Source organism: Azospirillum melinis (assembly GCF_013340935.1).
Lineage (GTDB): Bacteria > Pseudomonadota > Alphaproteobacteria > Azospirillales > Azospirillaceae > Azospirillum > Azospirillum melinis.
In genome coordinates this window covers 1-23,269 of the sequence record NZ_WHOS01000087.1, presented here as the reverse complement: position 1 = coordinate 23,269, position 23,269 = coordinate 1, and the positions used below count along the sequence as shown (strand labels likewise).

Here is a 23,269-nt window from a genome sequence, read left to right as displayed (position 1 = left end):
TGGGCGGCTTCGGGTTTGTATAGGAGACGCCGCTCGGGCGCACCGGCCCACCGCCGCTGGGAGGCTGCGCCGGACCGGTGGCGGACTGCTCGGCCGGAGCGGGGGCGGCTGCCGGAGCGGGTTCGGCAGGCGGGGCGAGCGGCACCGCCTTGATGTCGGATTTCGGGGCTTCAGGCCGGGGCATCTCAGTTTTGGCGGGCTCGGCCTTGGCAGACTCGGATTTCGCCGAATCGGCCTTCGCAGTCTCGGGATCGGCAGGGGTGGAATAATCGGGGACGATGCGGGCCTGGCTGCCGGTGATGACCAGAACCTTCTGGCCGATGGGCAGCGGCTGCGGCTCCTTCTGGGTCAGCGACAGCAATTCGCCGTTCGATTTGCGGACGATGTATTCCCAGCCGTTGGTATCGCCGGCGATGTGCTCCATCGCCGTGCCCAGCAGACCGCCGATCGCCGTGCCGCCGACGGTGCCGAGTGCAGCATTCATGCCGCCCGAACCGACCTGCGCGCCCAGGATGCCGCCGGCCGCACCGCCGCTGACGGCGCCGACGGTGCCGTTGGCGCTGATCGCCACCTGACGGAAGCCGACCACGATGCCCGGCTCGACCTTGTTGGCCTGCTGGACCGCGCTGGAGGCGTAGGTGTTGGGAGAATAGTCGGAGGTGCAGCCCGCAAGACCGCCGGCTGCGGCGATGAACAGGCAGAGAGAGACCGATCGAAGCACGGGCGAAACATCCGTTTTGAAACCCCGCCAAGTTTCTTACGGCAAAGTCCCCCGACTCGTCACCGGGCAAAATCCGGACGCGACGGGAATGCTGCATTGCAACAGAGCGATGGCCGGGGAAATGGCTGACGTCCCCGGCCATCGCCACTGCGCAACCGGCGTCAGCGGCCGGCAGTCTGGTCGCTGGCCTTCAGCGACAGATACTTCAGGGTCAGTGTCGGCACGTTTTCGAGCACCCAGGAGGCCATCGCCTCCTCCTCGCGCAGCGAGGTCTGCAGCAGCGGCGTGGCGAAGGTGAAGTTGCCGGCCTCCGCCACCGTCAGCAGCGACCGGTAGCTCGCCACCTCGAAATTCTCGAAGGCGTAATTGGCGAAAGAGTTCTTGAGGATCTCGTCCTCGGCGAAGCTGTGGCCGAGCGCTGCCAGATTGCCCATGATCGACAGAGCGGTGTCCTTCAGACCGGAATGGCTTTCCTGAAGCTGGTCCAGGATCTGCTCGATGCGGGTGATCTGGCCCTCGGTCTCGCCACGGTGCATGCGCAGGTGGTCGGAAACCTCGGGATAATTAACCAGACGGTCAAGCTGGCGGTCCATCAGGGCCAGAGCCTGCTGTTCCACCGCATGAGCGTTGCGCAAGCCGGTAACGAACAGCGCGCGCGTGAGGTCCGCGGGATAGGCAGCCATGTGTTTCTCCTGTGGCATCAACGCTCCGTTGAACGTCTGCCCGCACCAACAGCAGGACGCCGTCTTCGACGCTTACCGCTTGCGCCATACCGCAAAGGGGCAAACCTCCGGCTGTGGTGCCCCAATACCGGTTGGGGTACAGGCTGGAAGTGCCCCGACCGGGACACGGACGCGCGGTTGCCGGACGCGCCGTACTGCGGGGAAATAACGGCATGATCCGCACCGGCACACCACCAAGAGACATCCCCGCCATGACCGTCACCCTGCCCGGCTCCGTCGGTGCGGTCGTCGTCCTCATCCTGATGCTGACCGCCTTGGCCGGCTGGCGCCGGGCGGAGCCGGAGGATCTGACCGTCTGGCACACCGAACGGCTGGCGACCTTCCATGTCTGGCAGGCGGGGAGCCCGGCACGCGAGGTCTGGGACCATCCCGACGCGCCCGTCCTGGTCACCATCCCAGCCGGCAGCTATCTCCAGGGCTCCCCGGCGAGCGAGACGGAACGGTTTCCCGACGAGCCCTTGCCAACTCCGGCATCGATCCAACACCCCATCGCCGTCGGCAAATACCCGGTCACCCGCGGCGAATATGCCAGCTTCATCCGGGACAGCGGCTATCGGCCACGGACGGTCTGCCGCGGCTATGCCGGAGAGACGGATCTGCTGCCGCGCTGGCATTTCTCCTGGCGCCGGCCGGGGTTCGCACAGACGAACAACGACCCGGCGGTCTGTGTGAGCTGGTACGACGCCAAGGCCTATGTGGACTGGCTCAGCCGCCGGACCGGCAAGAGTTATCGCCTGCTGACGGAGACGGAGTGGGAATATGCGGCCCGTGCCGGCACCCTGACTGCGCGCTGGTGGGGTGACGATCCGGCCAGGGGATGCGACGCGGCGAACGTCGCCGACCTGTCGGCCAAGGACCGCTTCACCGACTGGGAGGTGGCGAACTGCCGCGACGGCGCCCTGTTCACCTCGCCGGTCGGCATCTACCGCGCCAACGGCTTCGGCCTTTACGACATGCTGGGAAATGTCTGGCAGTGGGTGGAGGACTGCGCGCCGGACGGCCGGTCCGGAGGGACCTGTTCGCAGCGGACGATGCGCGGCGGATCGTGGCACAGCAACCCGCGCTATGTCCGCTCCGCCGTGCGTCGGGTGGACGCGGCGGAGAGCGGCTATGCCGCCTACGGCATCCGCGTCGCCCGCGACCCCTGACCCCGCTATCCCCGACCCCGCGATCCCCGGCGAGGCTGCGGATCAGCTGCGCAGAACCTCCAGCGCCGACAGGCCCTGCACCGCATGGTCGAGGAAGGCACGCACCCGGCCGGGCATCAGCCTTGCGGTCGGCACCACCACATGGACCGGCAGCGGCTCCGGCTCGGTGTGCGGCATCAGGCGCACCAGCGTGCCGGCGGCGAGGTCGTCCGCCGCCTGATAGGACAGCGGGCGGGCGATGCCGTGCCCGTCACGGGCGGCGAGCAGCGCCGGCTCGATGTGGCTGACCGCCAGCTTCGGCGTCACCCGCAGCACCCGCTCCCGCCCTTCGATCAGAAAGCGCCAGTCCGGCGGACCGGGCCGGGCCGTCGTCAGGATGATGTCGTGGCCGGACAGCTCTTCCGGCATCGACGGCGTGCCGCGCCGTGCCAGATAACCGGGGCTGGCGACCAGAAAGCGCCCGACCTGCCCCACCCGCCGGGCGACGAGGCCGGAGTCGGGCAGCGGGCCGATGCGGATCGCCACGTCCAGTTCCTCCTCGATCAGGTCGAGGTTGCCGTCGGACAGCGTCAGCTCGATGCGGATGTCCGGGAACTCCCGCATGAAGTCGAGGACCAGAGGCGTCACATGCTTGCGTCCGAACATCACCGGTGCTGTGACGCGCAGCCGCCCGCGCATCGGCCGGTCGGTTCCGGTGGCGGCAAGCGCCTCGTCGTAATCGGCCAGCAGCCGGCGTGCCTGCTCGGCCAGCCGCCGGCCGGCATCGGTCGGGGCGAGGTTACGGGTGGTGCGCTCGATCAGCCGCACACCCAGCCGCTCCTCCAGGCCAGACAGCGCGCGGGTGACGGCGGGCGCCGACCGCCGCAGCCGCTTGGCCGCGCCGGCAAGGCTGCCGGTCTCCAGGATCGCCACGAAGATCGTCAGTTCGTCCAGCCGGTCCACAATTCTTCCAATTCCTGAAAGAGTCCCTTTTCATCAAAACCCATTCCTGCGAAGTGGCACAAGTGGTTGGTTGTGGGCCTCCGCGTTCCACAGAGAAGGGGCCTTGCCATGGGCACCAGCACCGATCCCGCCATCACGCTCTACGGCACGCCGCTGTCGGGGCACGCCCACCGGGTCGAAGCCTTCCTGAACATCCTTGGCCTGCCCTATCGCTATGTCGATGCGAATGCCGAGCTTCGCCGGTCGGATGCCTTCCTCGCCCTGAACCCCTTCGGACAGATCCCGGTGCTGGTCGACGGCGATCTTGTCCTGCCGGACTCGGTCGCCATTCTCGTCTATCTCGCCGACCGCTACGACGCTTCCGGCCTGTGGAACCCGAAGGCGCCGGACGAGGCGGCACAGGTGCAGCGCTGGCTGTCGGTCGCCGCCGGAGACCTGCGCTTCGGGCCGGCACTGGCGCGCATCCTGACGCTGTGGGGCGGGGCCGGGACGCTGGCCGACGCGCAGACGGTCGCGGAACGCCTGCTGCGCTTCATGGACAGCCATCTGGCGACCCGCGACTGGCTGGCGGCGGAGCGGCCGACCATCGCCGACATCGCCTGCTACGCCTATGTCGCCCGCGCCCCGGAAGGCCACATCCCGCTCGACCCCTATCCGGCGGTCCGGCGCTGGCTGGAGCGGGTGGAGGCGATCCCGGCGCTGACCCCGATGCCGGAAAGCGCCATCCCCCAGCCGGCCTGAAGACCGTTGGGCAGGACCGCGGAAACCAGCGTATTGGGATACCATGACGCAAGCGTCACGGGACCGTCGCCAAGCACCCGAATCTGTGCTTCGATGACGGTTCCATGACACTTGATGGATGGATGAGTCGATGCGCAATTCCGCCTGTTCCGGGCGCTGGTCGCTGCTGTCCGGTGCGGTTGCCCTTTCCCTGCTGGCCGGGCCTGCCCTGGCAGCAGATCCTGTGCCGCAAAGCGATCTGCTGAACGCCGAGTTGTGGATGCAGCGGTCGGTCGAATACAAGGCGAACTCGCTGGCGGTCTATGCGCTGGGCAGGATCCAGCTGGACAAGGCGCTGGCCGAAAAGACCTGGACCGCGGCGACCGAGCAGACCGGCAACTACCAGGATCTGCCGCCGGCGGTGGTGCTGGATCTGGACGAGACGGCGATGGACAACTCCGCCTATCAGGCCGGGCTGGTCACCACCAACGGCGAATTCTCGCCCAAGACCTGGGATGCCTGGGTGAAGGCGGAAAAGGCGACGGCAGTGCCGGGCGCGGTCGAGTTCACCCAATACGCCGAATCGAAGGGCGTGAAGGTGTTCTACGTCACCAACCGCAACGCCGACCAGGAGGAGCCGACCCGCCGCAACGCGCAGGCGCTGGGCTTCCCGATGGGTGGCAACGTCGATACCTTCCTGATGTCGAAGGAAAAGCCGGACTGGGGGTCGGCGAAGGGGACGCGGCGCGCCTACATCGCCAAGGATTACCGGATCGTCCTGCTGTTCGGCGACAATTTCGGCGACTTCAGCGATGCCTACAACGGCAGCGAAGCCGACCGCCTGAAGGCGTTCGAAGCGGCGAAGGAGCATTTCGGGCGCGACTGGCTGATGCTGGCCAATCCCGGTTACGGCTCGTTCGAGAGCGCGCCCTTCGGGCATAATTTCAAACTGTCGGCGGACGAGAAGCGGGCCAGGAAGATCGGCGCGCTGGAGCCCTGGGTGGCACCGGCCCAATAACGGCCTGCCCAATAACGGTTTGAAAGGACGGTGCGCCGGGCCTGGAGTGTTGACCTTCAGAAGATCAGGCGCACCGCTTCCACGATCAGCAGCCACGGCGTGCCGATCATGACGGTCCAGACCGCCAGACGCGGCAGGCCGCTCATCTTGCGGACCTTCGGTTCGGCGGAGGGGGCGGCTTCGAACGAGGCGGCGTTGTAGATCGACATGACCTGCGGCTCCGTGAGCAAGATGGCGTTGAGGTCATCATGCGGTTCGGATCCTTAACGACCTTTAAAGAGCGCAGCCCACGAAGTCGGCGTTTGCGCATTACCTCGACCGGATAAGTATACTCCCGGCGAAGGCAGGGCCGTGGCGCCGGATGACAGTAACCACGGCCCCGCAATACCCCGAACGTTATGGCTTCGCCACGTGCCAGACGTTGTTCACGCCGTCGCCGGTGGTGTCGCCGGGCTTCGCATCCTTGGCCCAGCTGTAGAGCGGCTTGCCGTTGTAGGCCCATTGCCGGCTTCCGTCGTCGCGGGTGACGACGCTGTATTTGCCCATCGGCTTGGCGGAGGCGGGAGCCATCAGGGGCGGCCAGTTGGTCGCGCAAGGCCCGTTGCAGGCCGACTTGCCAGCACCGTCCTTGTCGAAGACATAGAGCGTCATGCCCTTCGCGTCGGTCAGGACGGGGCCCATCGCGGTCTTGCCCGTCATGGCCGGTTCCTTATCCTGGGCAAATGCCGGGGCGCCCGACAGGACGGCCCCCAGGCCGATGGCGGCAGCGGCGATACGGAGTGCGGACTTCATTGCGCAATTCCTCCCGAAACAGGCCCGCCGGACGGCAGGCCCGATGGATCAAGGACGCAATGGGACCGCGGATATTCCGCCTGTCACCGGCCGGAACGGCATGCCATCGGTGTTATACCGTCAGGTATTTGCGGACCTCCTGCTCGTCCAGGTCGCTGCGCGGACCGGACAGCATCACCTCGCCGCGCTCCATCACCACCCAGTCGTCGGCAAGGTCGCGGGCGAAGTCGAAATACTGCTCGACCAGCAGGATCGCCATGGTGCCCTTGTCACGCAGGTAGGAGATGGCCCGGCCGATATCCTTGATGATCGACGGCTGGATGCCCTCGGTCGGCTCGTCCAGCACCAGCAGGCGCGGACGCGTCACCAGGGCGCGTCCGATGGCGAGCTGCTGCTGCTGGCCGCCCGACAGGTCGCCGCCGCGGCGCTCCAGCATGGATTTCAGCACCGGAAACAGCTCGAACACCTCGTCGGGGATCGAGCGCTGGGCGCGCGGCAGCGGGGCATAGCCGGTCAGCAGATTTTCCCGCACCGTCAGCAGCGGGAAGATCTCGCGCCCCTGCGGCACATAGGCGATGCCGCGCCGCGCCCGGTCGGCCGGCGCCATCTTCGTCACGTCGGCGCCGTCCCAGCCGATGGATCCGCCGGACACCGGCTTCAACCCGACGATGGCGCGCAGCAGACTGGATTTTCCGACGCCGTTGCGGCCGACCAGACAGGTGACCTTGCCGATTTCGGCCTTCATGGAAACGCTGCGCAAGGCCTGGGCGGCGCCGTAATGCAGATCGAGAGAGCGAACGTCCAGCATCATAAAGTCTCCCGTCAGCGGCCGAGATAGGTGTCGATGACCTGTTGGTTCGCGCTGACCGCGTCCAGCGAGCCTTCGGCCAGGACCGAGCCCTCGGCCAGCACCGTCACCTTGACGCCCAGCGCACGGACGAAGCTCATGTCATGCTCCACCACGATCACCGAATGCTTGCCGGCGATGCTGCACAGCAGTTCGGCGGTCTGTTCGGTCTCGGCGTCGGTCATGCCGGCGACCGGTTCGTCGACCAGCAGAAGCTTGGGGTCCTGGGCCAGCAGCATGCCGATCTCCAGCCACTGCTTCTGCCCGTGCGACAGGCTGCCGGCCTGCCGGCTGCGCAGGGCGGATAGGCGGGTGATGTCGAGGATCTCCTCGATGCGGGCCCGGTCGTCGCGGCTGATGGCGTAGGTCAGCGTCTTCAGCGGCCGGCGCGGCGCCTTCAGCGCCAGTTCCAGATTGTCCCACACCGTGTGTGGCTCGAAGACAGTCGGGCGCTGGAACTTGCGACCGATGCCGAGGTTGGCGATGGCCGCCTCGCGCAGGCGGGTCAGGTCGGTGTCGCCCTCGAACAGGATGGTGCCGGTGTCGGGGCGGGTCTTGCCGGTGATGACGTCCATCATCGTCGTCTTGCCGGCGCCGTTGGGGCCGATGATCGCCCGCATCTCGCCGGGCATCATCACCAGCGACAAGCCTCTCAGCGCCTTAAAGCCGTCGAAACTGACCGACACGCCGTCGAGATAGAGGAGGGTCGATTCCGCGCTCATGGGTCAGGCTCCCTTCTGGCCAGCGGTCTGGCCAGTGGCTTGGTTCGCGGTTTGGGCGTTGGGGAGAGGGGAGGCCTTGCGGCCGGGCAGCTTCGCCTTCAGCTGCGCGCCCAGCCCGAGCAGGCCCTTGGGCAGGAACAGGGTCACCGCCACGAACAGGCCGCCCAGCGCGAACAGCCACAGCTCTGGCAGGGCGCCGGTGAAATAGCTCTTGCCCATGTTGACCAGAACAGCACCCAGGATGGCGCCGGCCAGCGTGCCGCGCCCGCCGACGGCGACCCAGATCACCGCCTCGATCGAGCTGGCCGGGGCAAATTCCGACGGATTGATGATGCCGACCTGCGGGACGTAGAGGGCGCCCGCCACGCCGGCCATGCAGGCCGACAGGGTCCAGGCGAACAGCTTGTAGCTTTCGGTGTCGTAGCCCATGAAGCGGACGCGGCTCTCGGCGTCGCGCAGCGCCACCAGAACCTTGCCCAGCTTCGAGCCGATGACGCCGGACGCGATCATGTAGGAGAGCGCCAGGGCGGCCACCGTCGCCACGAACAGGACGACGCGGGTGGTGTCGGCCTGGATGTCGTAGCCGAGGATGTCCTTGAAGTCGGTCAGGCCGTTGTTGCCGCCAAAGCCCATGTCGTTGCGGAAGAAGGCCAGCAGCAGGGCGAAGGTCAGCGCCTGGGTGATGATCGACAGGTAGACGCCGGTGACGCGGCTGCGGAAGGCGAACCAGCCGAAGGCGAAGGCCAGCGCGCCCGGAACCACCAGCACCATCAGCGCGGCGAACCAGAAATGGTCGAAGCCGAGCCAGTACCAGGGCAGCTCCTTCCAGTTCAGGAAGACCATGAAGTCGGGCAGGACCGGGTTGCCGTAGACGCCCCGCGGGCCGATCTGCCGCATCAGATACATGCCCATGGCATAGCCGCCGAGCGCGAAGAAGGCGGCATGGCCGAGCGACAGGATGCCGCAATAGCCCCACACCAGATCCAGCGCCAGCGCCAGCAGCGCGAAGCACAGATATTTGCCGAGCAGCGAGACGGTGAAGACCGACAGGTGGAAGGGCGAGTCCGCCGGTACCCACAGCGTCAGCACCGGGACGGCCACCGCCAGGAATGCGAGGATCGTCAGGACGATCCCGGCCTTGCGGTCCAGACCCATCAGGAAAAAGCGCAGCAGCATCGGTCAGGCCTCCACCGCGCGGCCCTTCAGCGCGAACAGGCCGCGCGGACGCCGTTGGATGAACAGGATGATGAAGATCAGCACCAGGATCTTGCCCAGCACCGCACCGGCATAGGGTTCGAGGAACTTGTTCATGGTCCCCAGCGTCAGCGCGCCGACCAGCGTGCCCCACAGGTTGCCCACCCCGCCGAACACCACGACCATGAAGCTGTCGAGGATGTAGCCCTGGCCGAGGTTCGGGCTGACGTTGTCGATCTGGCTCAGCGCCACCCCGGCAAGCCCGGCGATGCCGGAGCCGAGCCCGAAGGTCAGCGCATCGACCCGCGCGGTGCGGATGCCCATGGCGTTGGCCATCGGCCGGTTCTGCGTCACCGCGCGGATCGACAGGCCGAACCAGGTGCGCTTCAGCGCCACCAGCAGGGCCGCGAAGACGGCGAAGGCGAAGACGACGATCCACAGCCGGCCGTAGGTGATGGTCAGGCCGCCCAGTTCGAAGGCGCCGGACATCCAGCTGGGCGCGCCGACCTCGCGGTTGGTCGGGCCGAAGATGGAGCGGACGGCCTGCTGGAGCGCCAGCGACAGGCCCCAGGTGGCGAGCAGCGTTTCCAGCGGACGGCCGTAGAGCCAGCGGATCACGCTGCGCTCGATGACGATGCCGACGCCACCCGACACGATGAAGGCGGCGGGCAGCGCCACCAGGATCGACAGGTCGAACAGGCCGGGAGCATGGGCGCGGAAGAACTCCTGCACCAGGAAGGTGGTGTAGGCGCCGATCATCACCATCTCGCCATGGGCCATGTTGATGACGCCCATCACACCGAAGGTGACGGCAAGGCCGATGGCGGCCAGCAGCAGCACCGAGCCCAGCGACAGCCCGTACCAGAGATTTTGCAGAGCGGCCCAGAAGGCCAGCTTCTGCTCCAGGGTAGAGACGGCGGCAGCGGCCGACTTCTTGGTGATGTCGGACGCGCCGGAGCCGGCGACCATGTTCAGCAGCACCAGCGCGTCGCGGTCGCCGCGGGCGGTCAGCGTGTCGGTCGCCGACTGGATTTCGGCATCGGTCATCTTCGACGCGGCTTCGCCGGTCAGCAGGATGGCAGCGCGCGCCTGCTCCATGGCGGCGCGCACGCCCTTGTCCTGCTCCTTGGCGATGGCGGCGCTCAGCGTCTCCAGCGCGGAGGCGTCGCGGCTCTTGAACACCGCGTCGGCGGCGGAGCGGCGGACGCCGGCATCGGGGCTCATCAGGGTGAGAGCGCCCAGCGAGGCGCTGATGGCGCGGCGGAGCGAATTGTTGATGCGGATCTTCTCGACCGCAGCGGCCGGCGCATCGCCGAGTGCGGCGCGGGTCAGCGGGTCGGTCAGGGTGAAGGCGTCACCGGCCTTGCGGGCGACAACGACGCTGCCGTCGGCCTTGCGCACATAGAGGTCGCCGGCCTGGAGCGCCTCGATCACCGGCACGGCGGCCGGGTCGCCGGCCTCCGACAGTTGCGTCAGAGCCTTTTCGGTTCCGGAATAGCCGCCGCTGCCCAGGGCCTGGACGAGCGGGCGCAAATCAATTGCTCGGGGATCGGCGGCGTAAGCGGCGGTCGATGTGGCGACCACCACACAGACGGCCATCAGCCAGCGGAGAGCGCGTCGCATCGGGAGTCCTTCGGTGCAGGGGCGATCCAGGGGCGGTGCGGGAGGAGCAGTGCGGGGGGCTGGAAACGCGAAACGCTTGCCCTCTCCCCTCCCCCGCCCGGCGGGAAAGGGGAAAGGGCAAGCGTCGCAACCACTCAGGTCAGAAAGGACAGGTCAGAGAGGGAACGCGGCCCTCACGACCCCTTGCCGCCGCACTTGCCGGTCTTCACGTTGAAGTTGCCGCAGGACATCGGCTTGCGCCAATCGGCGATCAGGTCCTTGCTGTCCGGCAGGAAGTCCGACCACTCGTCGCCGGGCACCAGGCCCGAGGTCTTGGAGACGACGTCGAACTGGCCGTTCTCCTGCACTTCGCCGATCAGCACCGGCTTGGTGATGTGGTGGTTCGGCAGCATCGCCGAATAGCCGCCGGTCAGGTTGGGCACGGCCACGCCGACCATGGCGTCGATGACCTTGTCCGGCTCGGTGGTGCCGGCCGCCTCGACCGCCTTCACCCACATGTTGAAGCCGATGTAGTGGGCTTCCATCGGGTCGTTGGTGACGCGCTTGTCGTTCTTGGTGTAGGCCTTCCACGACTTGATGAAGTCGGTGTTGGCCGGGGTCTCGACCGACTGGAAGTAGTTCCACGCGGCCAGATGGCCGAGCAGCGGCTTGGTGTCGATGCCGGCCAGCTCTTCCTCGCCGACCGAGAAGGCGACGACCGGGATGTCCTGCGCCTTGACGCCCTGGTTGCCCAGTTCCTTGTAGAAGGGAACGTTGGCATCGCCGTTGATGGTGGAGACCACCGCGGTCTTCTTGCCGGCCGAGCCGAACTTCTTGATGTCCGCCACGATCGACTGCCAGTCGGAATGACCGAACGGCGTGTAGTTGATCATGATGTCCTCGGGCTTGACGCCCTTGCCCTTCAGATAGGCTTCGAGGATCTTGTTGGTCGTGCGCGGATAGACGTAGTCGGTGCCGGCCAGCACCCAGCGCTGGACCTTTTCCTTCGACATCAGGTAGTCGACGGCCGGGATCGCCTGCTGGTTCGGCGCGGCGCCGGTGTAGAAGACGTTGCGGGAGGACTCCTCGCCCTCATACTGGACCGGGTAGAAGAGGATGTTGTTCAGCTCCTCGAACACCGGCAGAACCGACTTGCGGCTGACCGAGGTCCAGCAGCCGAACACGGCCGACACCTTGTCCTTGCTGATCAGCTCGCGCGCCTTCTCGGCGAACAGCGGCCAGTTGGAGGCGGGATCGACCACCACCGGCTCCAGCTTCTTGCCCAGCAGGCCGCCCTTCTTGTTCTGCTCGTCGATCAGCATCAGCATGACGTCCTTGAGCGTCGTCTCGCTGATCGCCATCGTGCCGGACAGGGAGTGCAGGATGCCCACCTTGATGGTGTCGTCCGCCGCCTGGGCGGGCATCGCGAAGGACGCCATCGCGCCCATGGCCAGACCGGCCAGCGCGCTGATCCCGAAGCTCGACGTCAGTTGCTTGGTCCGCATGAAGTTGCCCCCTTCCTTTGGCGCCCCGGTTGCTCCGGGGCTTCGCCACATCGTCGAAGGAAAAGCTACCGCGCATGCGAAAGGCGGTATCTACGTCAAATGACACATACGGCCACGACCCCGGCTCCATGGCCGACTTCGCGGTGTTACCTCCGGCGAAGGTTCGGAATAAATCCGTCGGTCACGGCGTCCAACCAGTGGATGAGCGCGTGTAACGGCAACAGCCCTCCACGGGTGAGATGGCGATGCAAGGGAGCAACAGTGTGAACAGCAGAGCTGCCGACACCAAATGTCGCTTGCGGATCTGGAATGCCTCGTCGAAGGATACAGCGCACGATCCTTTCCGTTCACGTTCCGGTCCCGTCGCCATGCATGATATCCGCCGCCCGATCTCCCGCCGCTCCGCCGCCCTTTGCATGGTCGGCGGACTGGTCGGCATCGTCCTGAGCGGTCCGGCGCTTGCCGCAGCGGCGAAGGAGGCCGTGCACGCCGCCAAGCCGCCGCTGGTCGCCGGCTGGGCTGCGGCGCTGGAACAGCGTGCGCTGGAGGTGCAGAACGCACCCAAGGTGCCGGTCACCCGCATCGGCTACGGCGCCGTCGTCAAGAAGGGCGACGGCGGCATGATCGAGAGCGTCGCCCCGGCGGTTGAGCCGCCGCCCGCCGACATCCAGGCGCTGGCTCCCACCCTGCCCGGCCTCGCCCCCGTCGAGCCGGCGCCGCCGGTGGTCATCACCGTGCGCTCGCCGCTGGCCGACCGCGTTGGCAAGGTGTCGCGCCGCCTGATCGAGATGGGCTTCCTGTCCGCCGACAAGTGGACCGACAGCTTCAACGACGATGTCGAGGCCGCCGTGCGCGCCTTCCAGCTCGCCGAGGGGCTGCAACCCGACGGCAAGGTCGGCGAGGTGACCCGTCAGGCGATGGACCGCACGCCCGCCCAGACCGTGGCGCTTCTGCGCCGCGCCGCCGCGGCGATGCGGGCGCAGCAGGCCTCGATCCCCGACACCACCATCCTGGTCAACCTGCCCGGCCAGTCCGTCACCCTGATCGAGCATGGCCGCCCGGCCTTCACCATGCGGGCAGTGGTCGGCCGGCCGTCGCGCAAGACGCCGCTGCTCCAGGACAAGGTGACCAGCGTCACCATCAACCCGACCTGGACCGTGCCACCGACGGTGCTGAGCGAGGACAAGCTGCCGGCCCTGCGCAAGAAGGGCACCACCGGCATCAAGAACGCCGCCGTCTATCTGGATGGGTCGGAGGTCGCCAACACCCAGTCGGTCAACTGGTGGTCGGTCGATCCCGGCCGCGTGCGCATCGTCCAGAGGCCGGGCGACGACAACGCACTGGGCCGCTTCCGCTTCAACCTGACCAACGGCGACGGCATCTTCCTGCACGGCACCAACGACCCCCGCCTGTTCAGCCGCGACCTGCGCGCCGCCAGCTCCGGCTGCGTGCGGCTGGAGGATGCCCGGATGATGGCGGAGACGCTGCTGGGTGCCGCGAAGGTGACGCCGGCCGGCATCGGCCAGCAGCTCGACACCGGAGAGACCAAGACGATCCGGCTGCCGAACGCCATCCCCGTGCGCTTCGTCTACTGGAACGCCTCGGTCGATACCGCCGGCGTGGTGCGCGTCCATCCCGACATCTATGAGGATCCGCCCACGCTGGCGACGCCGTCGGGCCAGTCGGGCTCTGCGGCACCGGCGATGTCGGCCAATCCGGCTGGCACTCCGCCATCGGCCAGCCCGGTCACGCCGGTGTCGACGCCGCGCCCGCTGTCCAAGCCGGCGCCGCTGCCTGTGCCGCCCACTGCCCATGCGCCGACGTCGCTGTCGTCGGCTTCGATCCCGGCGCCGGCCAAGCCGCTGCCGACATCGACCGGGATGTGAAGATCAGTTTTCAGGTCAAGCTGGAAGGATCGAGGTCGGCATGTCGGTTCATCATTCCTCCAGCGGCTACGAGACCGGTGCCAAGGCCTATGTCAAAGGCCGTCCCAGCTACCCGGCCGAAGCCGCCGTCTGGCTCCGCGAGGTTCTGGGCGTCGGTCCTGGTCGGAAGGTCCTGGAGGTCGGCGCCGGCACCGGCAAGTTCATCGCGGTACTGAAGCAGTGCGGCGGCGAGATCACCGCCGTCGAGCCGGTCGCCGGCATGCGCGAGCAGCTCGTTCCGGCCTTCCCCGATGTCACCGTCCTGGCGGGGAACGCCGAATCCATTCCCCTGCCCGACGGCTCCGTCGATGCCGTGGTCTGCGCGCAGGCCTTCCACTGGTTCGCCACCGCCGCCGCCTTGCAGGAAATGCGGAGGGTGCTGAAGCCGGGCGGCAGGCTGGGGCTGATCTGGAATGTCCGGGATGAACGCACGTCCTGGGTGGCGGCACTGACCGCCATCACCGCCCCCCGGGAGGGCGACACCCCGCGCTACCGGACCGGCGACTGGCGCCGCGTCTTCCCCGCGCCGGGCTTCGAGGCCATCGACGAGCGCCATGTCCCGCATGCCCATGTCGGCAGCCCGGACGACGTCATCGTCAAGCGGACGATGTCGGTCAGCTTCATCGCGGCGCTGCCGCCCGAACAGCAGGCGGAGGTCGAGCGCGACGTCCGAGCGCTGATCGCCGGTACGCCCGAACTGGCGGGCCGCGCCGAGATCGCCTTTCCCTACGACACGGTCATGTTCGCCTACCGCAAGGTCTGACGAAACCTGCTTGCAGATCGTGGATCCGCTTTCCGACATCATCGCCCTGCTCAGGCCGACCGCGGCGGTGTCCAAGCCCATCACCGGACGGGGGCGCTGGGGCATCGGTTATCCCGCCTTTCACAAGCCCGGCTTCACGCTCATCCTGAAGGGCGAATGCTGGGTGTCCTTCGAGGGCGGGGCGTCGCTGCGGATCGCGACGGGCGATTTCCTCCTTCTACCCTCCACCCCCGCCTTCACGCTGAGCAGCCATCCGGGCATCGCCTGCGCGCCGCGTGAGCCGACGGACAGGCCGGTCCGGCATGGCGACCAGGAGGGCGAAGCGGAGTTCGAGGCGCTGGGTGGCGCGTTCCAGATCGAACAGGTGAACGCGCCCCTCCTGCTGACGCTGCTCCCCCACATGATCCATATTCCGGCCCGGGAAGGCAGGGCAGACCGGTTCGGCCGGGTGATCGACCTCATCGTCGAGGAATGCGGGCACCAGGATCCCGGCAGGGAGCTGATCCTCCAGCGCATGCTCGAGGTTCTGCTCGTCGAGGCGTTGCGATGGCGCGGCCTCGCGGCGGACGGGTTGCAAAGCGGCCTACTCAACGGCCTGCGCGACCCGGCCCTTGCCCGCGTTCTTCGCGCCCTGCACGGGGACGTCCGGGCGAACTGGACGGTCGCCGGCCTCGCGAAGATCGCCGGGCAATCCCGGTCGGCATTCGCCGCCCGTTTCGGCGAGGTGCTCGGCTGCGGCCCGATCGAGTATCTCGCCCGCTGGCGGATGGCGCTGGCGAAGGACGCCCTGGTCCGGGGCGCGAAGTCCCTCGAGCGGATCGCCGAGGAGGTCGGCTACGAGTCCGCCAGCTCCTTCAGCACGGCGTTCCGCAAGCGGCAGGGCTGCCCCCCCGGCCAGTTCGCCCGCAGCCAATAGCGGAACCGGGCCGGGAAGGAACCGGATGGCAGATGCCAAGCGGTCCACTCTGCGCTTGCAGGTTATGGACAGTTGGAAAAGGATTTCGGACGCCCGATTATGGAGTGTCCAGGCCGTTCCGCCTATTCAAGGGACCGTTCGAAACGACGGGGCGTCCCCATGCAAACGATCCTGATCACCGGCACGTCCTCCGGCTTCGGCCTGGAGATGGCGCGGCATTTCCTGGCGAGGAACTGGAGAGTGGTCGCTACAATGCGCCGACCGGACCCGGAACTTCTGCCCCGGTCCGATGCCCTGCGCATCCTGCCGCTCGACGTCACCAGCGAGGAGAGCATCGCTGCCGCCGTCGAGGCCGCCGGTCCCATCGACGTGGTGGTCAACAATGCCGGGGTCGGCGTGGTCGGCGCCTTCGAGGCCACGCCGATGGCCCATATCCGCAAGCTGTTCGAGACCAACACCTTCGGCGTGATGTCGATGTGCCAGGCAGTGATCCCGCAGATGCGCGAGCGGCGGTCCGGCGTGATCGTGAACGTGACCTCTTCGGTCACGCTGGCAGCCCTGCCGCTGGCGGCGGCCTACACCGCCAGCAAACAGGCGATCAAGGGGTTCACCGGCTCGCTCGCCCACGAGCTCGGCCATTTCGGCATCCGGGCGAAACTGGTGGAGCCGGGATACGGCCCGACGACCGCCTTCAGCCGGAATGCCGGCATCGTCATCCAGGATCTGATCCCGCCAGCCTATATGGACTTCGCGAAGCCGATCTTCGACGCCTATGCCAGCCCGGCGGCGACGACCACGGAAACCGATGTCGCCGAAGCGGTGTCGGCCGCAATCGACGACCTCACCGGCCGGCTCCACTTCCCAGCGGGGGCCGACTCCATCGCCCTGTACAACGCCCGCTTCGCCTGAGCGGGGCGGTGCCGGACTCAGCGGGTCTGGAGCACCCCGACCGCTCCGCGCGCGACCTCGTGCAGGTCGGCTTCGCCGCCGGACTGGACATGGGCGAACAGGCCGGCGCGCATGCGCGGATCCCAGAACTTGCGGATGTGGGTCGCCGTCTCCGTCACCGCTTCCTCATGCGGGTAGGTGGCGAAATGGACAGCGATCTGGTTCGCCATCCGGACCAGATCCTTGGCGTGGTTCGTGTGGCTCATCGGTGTCTCCGGAAAGGGTTGGTGTCAGCGGAACAGGATGACGGTGTCGCGGCGCGACAGGGCACCCAGGGTCAGGTTGGCGTTGCGCGCCAGTTCCAGCGCCAGCGCCGTCGGGGCCGAGATGGTCGCCAGCAGCGGGATGCCCACCGCGGCGGTCTTCTGCACCAGTTCGAAACTGCAACGGCTGGTCATCACCACGAAGCCGGTGGCTGGATCGGCGCCCGAGCGGACGACGGCGCCGATCAGCTTGTCCAGCGCGTTGTGGCGGCCGACATCCTCGCGGGCCAGACGGATGGCGCCGTCCGGCGCGCACCAGGCGGCGGCATGGACCGAGCGGTTGGCCCGGTTCATCGGCTGATGGTCCGGCAGGCTGCGGAAGGCGGCGGCCACGGCGGCCGGGTCCACCTCCAGCGAGGTCTCGATCTTGCGGGGCTCCCGAACGGCGTGGACAAGACTGTCCACGCCGCACAGGCCACAGCCGCTCCGCCCCTCCATGGAGCGGCTGCGCAGACTTCCGCGCAGGAGCCGCAGGGGATCGACCGTCAGGTTGACGACGAAGCCCAGCGGGGTTTCCCGCACGGCGATGTTTTCGATGTCGGCGGCGGACCCGACGATCTCCTCGGCCAGGCTGAAGCCCAGCGCGAAGTCTTCCAGATCGGCGGGGGTCGCCATCATCACGGCATGGGACCGGCCGTTGTATTCGAAAGCGACCGCGGTTTCCTCCGGCACCTGCCATTCGACGTCCGCACCCTCCTCCATCCCGACACCGGCGGAGAAGCCGGTGCCGCTGACGGCGATGGAGCACATCGCCGAGGAGAGCGGGGAATTATCGTCCGGACGGATGGACCCAGAAGGCATCGCGGTCATGCTTCCCACTCCTCAGGCCGTCACTCGGCGGCGATCACGTTGGCGGCGGCGATGCGCTTGCGCTCGACGTCGTTCTTCGCATAGTCAACCTGCCAGTCCGACGGTTGGTTGCTGCGGGCGACCTGCACCGCCGTCACTTTGTATTCGGGGCAGTTGGTCGCCCAGTCCGAATTCTCGGTGGTGATGACGTTGGCACCGGTCACCGGATGGTGGAAGGTGGTGTAGACGACGCCGGCCGGCATGCGGTCGGAGATGACCGCACGCAGCGTCGTCGCCCCCATGCGGCTGGCGAGCGACACCATGTCGCCGTCCTTCACGCCCCGGATCTCCGCGTCCACCGGGTTGATCTCCAGCACATCCTCCGGATGCCAGGCCACGTTGGCGGTGCGGCGGGTCTGGGCACCGACATTGTAGTGGGCGAGGATGCGGCCGGTGGTCAGCACCAGCGGATACATCCGCGTGGTCCGCTCGTCGGTCGGCACATACTCGGTGATCACGAAGCGGCCGAGACCGCGGGCGAAGCTCTCCTCGTGCATGATCGCCATGCCGGTGTCGTCGTCCTCGAAGCCGGTGCACGGCCACTGGACGCTGCCGACGCGGTCGAGCTTCTCGAAGCTGACGCCACGGAAGGTTGGAGTCAGACGGGCGATCTCGTCCATGATCTCGGACGTGGTCTCGTAGTGCATCGGGTAGCCCATCGCCGTCGCCAGCGCGCAGGCGACCCAATGCTCGTCCTTGCCCACCTTCGACGGCATCGCCTTGCGGACGCGGTTGATGCGGCGCTCGGCGTTGGTGAAGGTGCCGTCCTTCTCCAGGAAGGAGGTGCCGGGGAAGAAGACGTGGGCGAAGGCCGCCGTCTCGTTCAGGAACAGGTCCTGGACGATGACGATGTCCAGCGATTCCAGCGCCGAGGTGACGTGGTTGGTGTTGGGGTCGGACTGGACGATGTCCTCGCCCTGGACGAACAGGCCGCGGAAGCTGCCGTCATGCGCGCTGTCGAACATGTTGGGGATGCGCAGGCCGGGTTCCGGATCCAGCGTGACGCCCCAGGCGGTCTCGAACTCCTGGCGGACGATGTCGTCCGACACGTGGCGGTAGCCCGGCAGCTCGTGCGGGAAGGAGCCCATGTCGCAGGAGCCCTGCACGTTGTTCTGGCCGCGCAACGGGTTCACGCCGACGCCCTCGCGGCCGATGTTGCCGGTCGCCATGGCAAGGTTGGCGATCGCCATCACGGTGCTGGAGCCCTGGCTGTGCTCGGTCACGCCCAGGCCGTAATAGATCGCGGCGTTGCCGCCGGTGGCATAGAGACGGGCGGCGGCGCGGACCTGATCGGCCGGAACGCCGGTGCGCGATTCCAGATATTCCGGCGAGTTGCGGTGCTCGGCGATGAACGCCTCCCACTTCGCGAACTCCTTGGGATCGCAGCGCCCCTCGACGAAGGAGCGGTTGACCAGCCCCTCGGTGACGATGGTGTGGGCGATGGCGTTGACCACGGCGACGTTGGTGCCGGGCTGGAGCTGGAGATGGTACTCGGCCTTGACATGCGGGCTGCGCACCAGATCGATGCGGCGCGGATCGACGACGATCAGCTTGGCCCCGGCGCGCAGACGCTTCTTCATGCGCGAGCCGAACACCGGGTGACCGTCGGTCGGGTTGGCGCCGATGACCAGGATGACGTCGGACTTGTCGACGCTCTTGAAATCCTGGGTGCCGGCCGAGGTGCCGAAGGTCTGCGACAGGCCATAGCCGGTCGGCGAATGGCAGACGCGGGCGCAGGTGTCGATGTTGTTGGTGCCGAAGGCGGCCCGGATCATCTTCTGGACGACATAGACCTCCTCGTTGGTGCAGCGCGACGAGGTGATGCCGCCGATGGAGCCGCGACCGTACTTGGCCTGCACCGCCTTCAGCCGCTCGGCGGCGTAGGCGACCGCCTCTTCCCACGACACTTCACGCCACGGGTCGGTGATCTTCTCGCGCACCATGGGCTTCATGATGCGGTCCTTGTGGGTGGCATAGCCCCAGGCGAAGCGGCCCTTGACGCAGGAATGGCCCTCGTTGGCGCCGCCATCCTTCCACGGCGTCATGCGGACCACCGTGGTGCCCTGCAGCTCGGCCTTGAAGGAGCAGCCGACGCCGCAATAGGCGCAGGTGGTGATGACGCTGTGCTCGGGCTGGCCGTGCTCGATGATCGACTTCTCGGTCAGGGTCGCGGTCGGGCAAGCCTGGACGCAGGCGCCGCAGGACACGCACTCGCTGTCCATGAAGCTTTCCTTGGCGCCCGGCGACACCGAGGAGGCGAAGCCGCGCCCGTCGATGGTCAGCGCGAAGGTGCCCTGGGTCTCCTGGCAGGCGCGGACGCAGCGCGAGCAGACGATGCACTTGGAAGCGTCGAAGGTGAAGTAGGGGTTGCTCTCGTCCTTCGCGGCGGCGCGGTGGTTTTCGCCTTCGAAACCGTACCGGACGTTGCGCAAGCCCACGGCTCCGGCCATGTCCTGCAACTCGCAGTCACCATTGGCGGCGCAGGTCAGGCAGTCGAGCGGATGGTCGGAGATGTACAGCTCCATCACGCCGCGGCGCAGCTTGGCCAGCTTGTCGGTCTGGGTGTGGACCTTCATGCCGGGGGCGACGGGGGTGGTGCAGGAGGCCGGGGTGCCGCGGCGCCCCTCGATCTCCACCGCGCAGAGGCGGCAGGAGCCGAAGGGCTCCAGGCTGTCGGTGGCGCACAGCTTGGGCACGGTGATGCCGGCGTCCATCGCGGCGCGCATCACGGAGGTGCCTTCGGGAACAGTGATGGCGCGGCCGTCGATCTCCAGCGTCACCAGGGTCTCGGAGACGCGGGCCGGGGTGCCGTAGTCGGTCTCGTGGATGAGGGTCATCTCGGGTGCTCCTGGGTCGCTCGTTATTCGGCGGCGATGTGGGTGACGCGGACGGCGTGCTGCTTCTTGCGGAAGTCTTCCGGGAAGTGCTTGACGGCGCTGCGCACCGGATAGGGCGTCATGCCGCCCATGGCGCAGAGCGAGCCGTCCACCATCACGTCGCAGAGGTCGGCGAGCAGGTCCAGGTTCGCATCGACGTTCTTGCCAGCGATGATCTTGTCCAGCGTCTCCATCCCGCGGGTCGAGCCGATGCGGCAGGGGGTGCACTTGCCGCAGGACTCGGCGACGCAGAACTCCATGGCGAAGCGGGCCTGCTGGGCCATGTCGACGCTGTCGTCGAAGACGACGATGCCGCCATGGCCGACCATCGCCTCCTGCGCGGCGAAGGCCTCGTAATCCTTGGGCAGATCGAACTGCGAGGGCGGCAGGTAGGCGCCCAGCGGACCGCCGACCTGCACCGCGCGGATCGGCCGGCCGGTGATGGTGCCGCCGCCATACTCGTACAGCAGCTCGTGCAGGGTGATGCCGAAGGCCTTCTCGACGATGCCGCCATTCTTGATGTTGCCGGCAAGCTGGAAGGGCAGCGTGCCGCGCGACCGGCCGACGCCGAAGTCGCGGTAATAGTCGCCGCCCTTGTCGAGGATGATCGGCACCGAGCAGAGCGACAGCACGTTGTTGACCACGGTCGGCTTGCCGAACAGGCCTTCCAGCGCCGGCAGCGGCGGCTTGGCGCGGACCATGCCGCGCTTGCCTTCCAGGCTTTCCAGCATCGCGGTCTCTTCGCCGCAGATGTAGGCACCGGCGCCGACGCGGACGTCGAGGTGGAAGGTGCGGTTGGTGCCGTGAATGTTGTCGCCGAGCCAGCCCTCGTCATAGGCGAGCTTGATGGCGTGGCGCAAGGTCGCCGTGGCGTGCGGGTATTCCGACCGCATGTAGACGTAGCCGGAGGTGGCGCCCACCGCGATGGCGGCGATGGTCATGCCCTCGATCAGGCAGAAGGGATCGCCTTCGATGATCATGCGGTCGGCGAAGGTGCCGCTGTCGCCCTCGTCGGCATTGCAGCAGACGAACTTCTCGTCCGCCGGGGCCTGCATCACCGTGTTCCACTTGATGCCGGTCGGGAAGCCTGCGCCACCGCGGCCGCGCAGGCCGCTGTCGGTCACCGCCTTGACGATCTCCGCCTGGGACATCGCCAGCGCGTTCTCCAGCCCGCGGAAGCCGCCATGAGCGCGGTAGTCCTCGACCGACAGCGGATCGATGATGCCGCAGCGGGCGAAGGTCAGCCGCTCCTGCTTCTTGAAATAGGGAATTTCCTCGGTCAGGCCGTGGCCCAGCGCATGCTCCCCACCGGTCAGGAAACCGGCGTCGAACAGGCCGGGCACGTCGGCCGGGGTGACCGGGCCGTAGGCGACGCGGCCTTCCGCGGTTTCGACCTCGACCAGCGGCTCCAGATAGAGCATGCCGCGCGAGCCGTTGCGGACGATGCGCAGCGGCAGGTCGCGCCTGGTGGCCTCTGCCCGGATGGCGGCGGCGACCGCATCGGCGCCGACCGACAGGGCGGCGGAGTCGCGCGGGACGAAGACGGTGATCAGATGGCCGCTCATTGCGCGTGACCCTTGTGGGAGTGGCTGAGAGCGCGGGGGATCTGGTTGTGGGCGTGCGGGTTGGCCCGCGTCTCGGCCGCCAGCTCGTCGAAGCGGTCGGGCGAGACCCGGCCGTGCAGGTTCTCATCGATCATGACGGCGGGCGACAGGGCGCAGTTGCCCAGGCAGAAGACCGGCTCCAGCGTGAAGGCGCCGTCGGCGGTGGTGCCGTGGAAATCGACCTGCAAGCGCTTCTTGATGTGGTCGACAAGGGCGTTGGCGCCCATCGACTGGCAGGCCTCGGCCCGGCAGACCTTGATGGTGTGGCGGCCGGGCTTTTCGCGGCGGAATTCGTGATAGAAGGAGACCACGCCATGCACGTCGGCGCGCGAGAGGTTCAGCTCCGTCGCCAGCAGGGGGATGGCTTCCTCGTCGATGTAGCCGAACTCTTCCTGCAGGGCGTGGAGGATCGGCAGCAGGGCGCCGCGCAGATGCCGATTGTCTTCGACAATCGTCATGGCGCGCTCAGCGCTCCACGGATGGCAAGCGTTCACGGGTATCCCTCCTTGCGATCGTCCGCGCCGCTCTTGGGGTCGGCGTCGTTCTGGCTTGGCTCTGTTGGCTTTTTCCGGACGTCTCTCGTCGCCCGGCACCGTCAGAGTGGCGGAGGATACGGTATACCAGCAAATTGTATTTTCTGATGGCGTGATAGCTTTTGGCTATCAAGCGCCGGAAGAACCGCTCAGCGGATCGCCAGCCGCCAGGGGATCATGGCGTCGGCGACGCCGATGGCGACGCGCTGGGCGATGTCGGCATCGGCGGCTGCCACCGCCAGCGCCTTGGCGAGCGGCGGCGGCGGGTCGCGGTCGGCATAGGCGAGGCCGACGACGTGGCTCAGCTCCGGATCGACCAGCGGCAGGGCGACGATGTCGGGATGCGGCGGCACGAAGGTCAGCAGCTGGCCGGGGACGATGCTGGCGCAGCTGCCGGCTCGGACGATGGTGTAGAGGGTGACGATGGAGTTGGTCTCCATCGCCGGCTCCACCGTCCGCCCGGTCATGCGGAAGGCGGTGTCGGCGATGCGGCGGTTCTGCATGTCGGGGGTGAGCAGGCAGAGCCGCAAGCTCGCCGCCTTTTCCCACGGCACCGCCCCTTGCGCGATCAGCTCCTCCGCCAGATCGTCGCGGCGGGCCAGCAGATGGTAGCGCTCGGTGTAGAGCGGCAGGGTGCG

The 23,269-nt window shown here is 67.6% G+C and carries 23 protein-coding genes; 7 read left to right on the top strand and 16 right to left on the bottom strand.

The features are described 5' to 3' along the window. Both GBZ48_RS33390 and GBZ48_RS33385 read right to left on the bottom strand, forming a co-directional pair. Positions 1 to 721, bottom strand: a 721-nt coding sequence (locus GBZ48_RS33390) for a glycine zipper 2TM domain-containing protein (protein ID WP_174474960.1), incomplete at its 3' end; no start/stop codon positions are given. A 161-nt stretch (positions 722 to 882) separates the two neighbouring features. Further along, positions 883 to 1,404 carry a ferritin-like domain-containing protein gene (locus GBZ48_RS33385; RefSeq protein WP_174474959.1) on the bottom strand — a complete coding sequence of 174 codons (522 nt, stop codon included), beginning with the start codon at positions 1,402 to 1,404 and terminating at the stop codon, positions 883 to 885. Between the two features lie 212 nt (positions 1,405 to 1,616). On the opposite strand from GBZ48_RS33385, the gene GBZ48_RS33380 reads away from it, so the two are divergent. Next, positions 1,617 to 2,612: a formylglycine-generating enzyme family protein gene (locus GBZ48_RS33380; protein ID WP_246307636.1), complete on the top strand. Its 996-nt coding sequence runs from the start codon at positions 1,617 to 1,619 to the stop codon at positions 2,610 to 2,612. Positions 2,613 to 2,654: 42 nt separating this feature from the next. Here GBZ48_RS33380 and GBZ48_RS33375 read toward each other — a convergent pair whose 3' ends face one another. Beyond that, complete coding sequence (locus tag GBZ48_RS33375) at positions 2,655 to 3,554, bottom strand: LysR substrate-binding domain-containing protein (protein ID WP_174474958.1); 900 nt, start codon at positions 3,552 to 3,554, stop codon at positions 2,655 to 2,657. A gap of 108 nt (positions 3,555 to 3,662) precedes the next feature. Between GBZ48_RS33375 and GBZ48_RS33370 the strand changes: the two genes are divergently transcribed. Together GBZ48_RS33370 and GBZ48_RS33365 are read left to right on the top strand one after the other, a co-directional pair. Further along, positions 3,663 to 4,295 carry a glutathione S-transferase family protein gene (locus GBZ48_RS33370; RefSeq protein WP_174474957.1) on the top strand — a complete coding sequence of 211 codons (633 nt, stop codon included), beginning with the start codon at positions 3,663 to 3,665 and terminating at the stop codon, positions 4,293 to 4,295. Positions 4,296 to 4,413: 118 nt separating this feature from the next. Then, on the top strand, positions 4,414 to 5,292 hold the full coding sequence (locus GBZ48_RS33365; protein WP_246307635.1) for a 5'-nucleotidase, lipoprotein e(P4) family: 879 nt from the start codon (positions 4,414 to 4,416) through the stop codon (positions 5,290 to 5,292). Positions 5,293 to 5,348: 56 nt separating this feature from the next. On the opposite strand, the gene GBZ48_RS33360 is transcribed toward GBZ48_RS33365, so the two are convergent. The 7 genes from GBZ48_RS33360 to urtA all read right to left on the bottom strand — a co-directional run bounded on the left by GBZ48_RS33360 (position 5,349) and on the right by urtA (position 11,954). Continuing rightward, positions 5,349 to 5,501 carry a hypothetical protein gene (locus GBZ48_RS33360; protein ID WP_167421718.1) on the bottom strand — a complete coding sequence of 51 codons (153 nt, stop codon included), beginning with the start codon at positions 5,499 to 5,501 and terminating at the stop codon, positions 5,349 to 5,351. Positions 5,502 to 5,688: 187 nt separating this feature from the next. Beyond that, entirely contained in the window at positions 5,689 to 6,084 is a 396-nt protein-coding gene (locus tag GBZ48_RS33355; protein WP_109048893.1) for a COG4315 family predicted lipoprotein, read from the bottom strand. Between the two features lie 112 nt (positions 6,085 to 6,196). Further along, positions 6,197 to 6,892: an urea ABC transporter ATP-binding subunit UrtE gene (urtE, locus tag GBZ48_RS33350; protein ID WP_174474956.1), complete on the bottom strand. Its 696-nt coding sequence runs from the start codon at positions 6,890 to 6,892 to the stop codon at positions 6,197 to 6,199. Between the two features lie 14 nt (positions 6,893 to 6,906). Beyond that, complete coding sequence (gene urtD / locus GBZ48_RS33345; protein ID WP_174474955.1) at positions 6,907 to 7,653, bottom strand: urea ABC transporter ATP-binding protein UrtD; 747 nt, start codon at positions 7,651 to 7,653, stop codon at positions 6,907 to 6,909. 3 nt (positions 7,654 to 7,656) lie between these two features. After that, the gene (gene urtC, locus GBZ48_RS33340) at positions 7,657 to 8,829 is read right to left on the bottom strand and encodes an urea ABC transporter permease subunit UrtC (RefSeq protein ID WP_174474954.1); all 1,173 of its coding nucleotides are present in this window, start codon (positions 8,827 to 8,829) and stop codon (positions 7,657 to 7,659) included. 3 nt (positions 8,830 to 8,832) lie between these two features. Next, a complete protein-coding gene (gene urtB / locus GBZ48_RS33335; protein ID WP_174474953.1) occupies positions 8,833 to 10,470 on the bottom strand; it encodes an urea ABC transporter permease subunit UrtB in 1,638 nt (545 codons plus the stop codon). A gap of 173 nt (positions 10,471 to 10,643) precedes the next feature. Further along, a complete protein-coding gene (urtA, locus tag GBZ48_RS33330) occupies positions 10,644 to 11,954 on the bottom strand; it encodes an urea ABC transporter substrate-binding protein (RefSeq protein WP_174474952.1) in 1,311 nt (436 codons plus the stop codon). Between the two features lie 368 nt (positions 11,955 to 12,322). Here urtA and GBZ48_RS33325 point away from each other — a divergent pair, with 368 nt between their 5' ends. From GBZ48_RS33325 to GBZ48_RS33310, 4 genes are all read left to right on the top strand, one after another. Continuing rightward, complete coding sequence (locus GBZ48_RS33325) at positions 12,323 to 13,840, top strand: L,D-transpeptidase family protein (RefSeq protein WP_174474951.1); 1,518 nt, start codon at positions 12,323 to 12,325, stop codon at positions 13,838 to 13,840. Between the two features lie 40 nt (positions 13,841 to 13,880). Then, positions 13,881 to 14,642 (top strand): class I SAM-dependent methyltransferase, encoded by a 762-nt coding sequence (locus GBZ48_RS33320; RefSeq protein WP_174474950.1) that lies wholly within the window; start codon positions 13,881 to 13,883, stop codon positions 14,640 to 14,642. Between the two features lie 19 nt (positions 14,643 to 14,661). Beyond that, positions 14,662 to 15,558, top strand: a complete 897-nt coding sequence (locus GBZ48_RS33315) for a cupin domain-containing protein (protein ID WP_174474961.1) — start codon at positions 14,662 to 14,664, stop codon at positions 15,556 to 15,558. A gap of 159 nt (positions 15,559 to 15,717) precedes the next feature. Beyond that, entirely contained in the window at positions 15,718 to 16,467 is a 750-nt protein-coding gene (locus tag GBZ48_RS33310; protein WP_174474949.1) for an SDR family NAD(P)-dependent oxidoreductase, read from the top strand. 17 nt (positions 16,468 to 16,484) lie between these two features. Here the strand turns inward: GBZ48_RS33310 and GBZ48_RS33305 are convergent, their stop codons facing one another. The 6 genes from GBZ48_RS33305 to GBZ48_RS33280 all read right to left on the bottom strand — a co-directional run. After that, positions 16,485 to 16,712 (bottom strand): formate dehydrogenase subunit delta, encoded by a 228-nt coding sequence (locus GBZ48_RS33305; protein ID WP_098737153.1) that lies wholly within the window; start codon positions 16,710 to 16,712, stop codon positions 16,485 to 16,487. Between the two features lie 24 nt (positions 16,713 to 16,736). Continuing rightward, positions 16,737 to 17,579, bottom strand: a complete 843-nt coding sequence (fdhD, locus tag GBZ48_RS33300) for a formate dehydrogenase accessory sulfurtransferase FdhD (RefSeq protein WP_174474948.1) — start codon at positions 17,577 to 17,579, stop codon at positions 16,737 to 16,739. A 20-nt stretch (positions 17,580 to 17,599) separates the two neighbouring features. Then, positions 17,600 to 20,455, bottom strand: coding sequence for a formate dehydrogenase subunit alpha (gene fdhF, locus GBZ48_RS33295; protein WP_174474947.1), 2,856 nt, complete (start codon positions 20,453 to 20,455; stop codon positions 17,600 to 17,602). Positions 20,456 to 20,478: 23 nt separating this feature from the next. Next, positions 20,479 to 22,059, bottom strand: coding sequence for a formate dehydrogenase beta subunit (locus GBZ48_RS33290; RefSeq protein WP_174474946.1), 1,581 nt, complete (start codon positions 22,057 to 22,059; stop codon positions 20,479 to 20,481). Then, positions 22,056 to 22,592: a formate dehydrogenase subunit gamma gene (locus GBZ48_RS33285; RefSeq protein ID WP_174474945.1), complete on the bottom strand. Its 537-nt coding sequence runs from the start codon at positions 22,590 to 22,592 to the stop codon at positions 22,056 to 22,058. Before GBZ48_RS33285 ends, GBZ48_RS33290 begins: the two co-directional genes overlap by 4 nt. Positions 22,593 to 22,780: 188 nt before the next feature. Beyond that, on the bottom strand, positions 22,781 to 23,269 hold a 489-nt coding region (locus tag GBZ48_RS33280), incomplete at its 5' end, for a LysR family transcriptional regulator substrate-binding protein (RefSeq protein WP_174474944.1).

Coding starts and splice junctions, on each gene's coding strand:
- GBZ48_RS33385 (WP_174474959.1), bottom strand. CDS start 1,404: ATGGCTGCCTATCCCGCGGACCTCACGCGCGCGCTGTTCGTTACCGGC.
- GBZ48_RS33380 (WP_246307636.1), top strand. CDS start 1,617: ATGATCCGCACCGGCACACCACCAAGAGACATCCCCGCCATGACCGTC.
- GBZ48_RS33370 (WP_174474957.1), top strand. CDS start 3,663: ATGGGCACCAGCACCGATCCCGCCATCACGCTCTACGGCACGCCGCTG.
- GBZ48_RS33365 (WP_246307635.1), top strand. CDS start 4,414: ATGGATGAGTCGATGCGCAATTCCGCCTGTTCCGGGCGCTGGTCGCTG.
- GBZ48_RS33360 (WP_167421718.1), bottom strand. CDS start 5,501: ATGTCGATCTACAACGCCGCCTCGTTCGAAGCCGCCCCCTCCGCCGAA.
- GBZ48_RS33355 (WP_109048893.1), bottom strand. CDS start 6,084: ATGAAGTCCGCACTCCGTATCGCCGCTGCCGCCATCGGCCTGGGGGCC.
- urtE (WP_174474956.1), bottom strand. CDS start 6,892: ATGCTGGACGTTCGCTCTCTCGATCTGCATTACGGCGCCGCCCAGGCC.
- urtD (WP_174474955.1), bottom strand. CDS start 7,653: ATGAGCGCGGAATCGACCCTCCTCTATCTCGACGGCGTGTCGGTCAGT.
- urtC (WP_174474954.1), bottom strand. CDS start 8,829: ATGCTGCTGCGCTTTTTCCTGATGGGTCTGGACCGCAAGGCCGGGATC.
- urtB (WP_174474953.1), bottom strand. CDS start 10,470: ATGCGACGCGCTCTCCGCTGGCTGATGGCCGTCTGTGTGGTGGTCGCC.
- urtA (WP_174474952.1), bottom strand. CDS start 11,954: ATGCGGACCAAGCAACTGACGTCGAGCTTCGGGATCAGCGCGCTGGCC.
- GBZ48_RS33325 (WP_174474951.1), top strand. CDS start 12,323: ATGCATGATATCCGCCGCCCGATCTCCCGCCGCTCCGCCGCCCTTTGC.
- GBZ48_RS33320 (WP_174474950.1), top strand. CDS start 13,881: ATGTCGGTTCATCATTCCTCCAGCGGCTACGAGACCGGTGCCAAGGCC.
- GBZ48_RS33310 (WP_174474949.1), top strand. CDS start 15,718: ATGCAAACGATCCTGATCACCGGCACGTCCTCCGGCTTCGGCCTGGAG.
- GBZ48_RS33305 (WP_098737153.1), bottom strand. CDS start 16,712: ATGAGCCACACGAACCACGCCAAGGATCTGGTCCGGATGGCGAACCAG.
- fdhD (WP_174474948.1), bottom strand. CDS start 17,579: ATGACCGCGATGCCTTCTGGGTCCATCCGTCCGGACGATAATTCCCCG.
- fdhF (WP_174474947.1), bottom strand. CDS start 20,455: ATGACCCTCATCCACGAGACCGACTACGGCACCCCGGCCCGCGTCTCC.
- GBZ48_RS33290 (WP_174474946.1), bottom strand. CDS start 22,059: ATGAGCGGCCATCTGATCACCGTCTTCGTCCCGCGCGACTCCGCCGCC.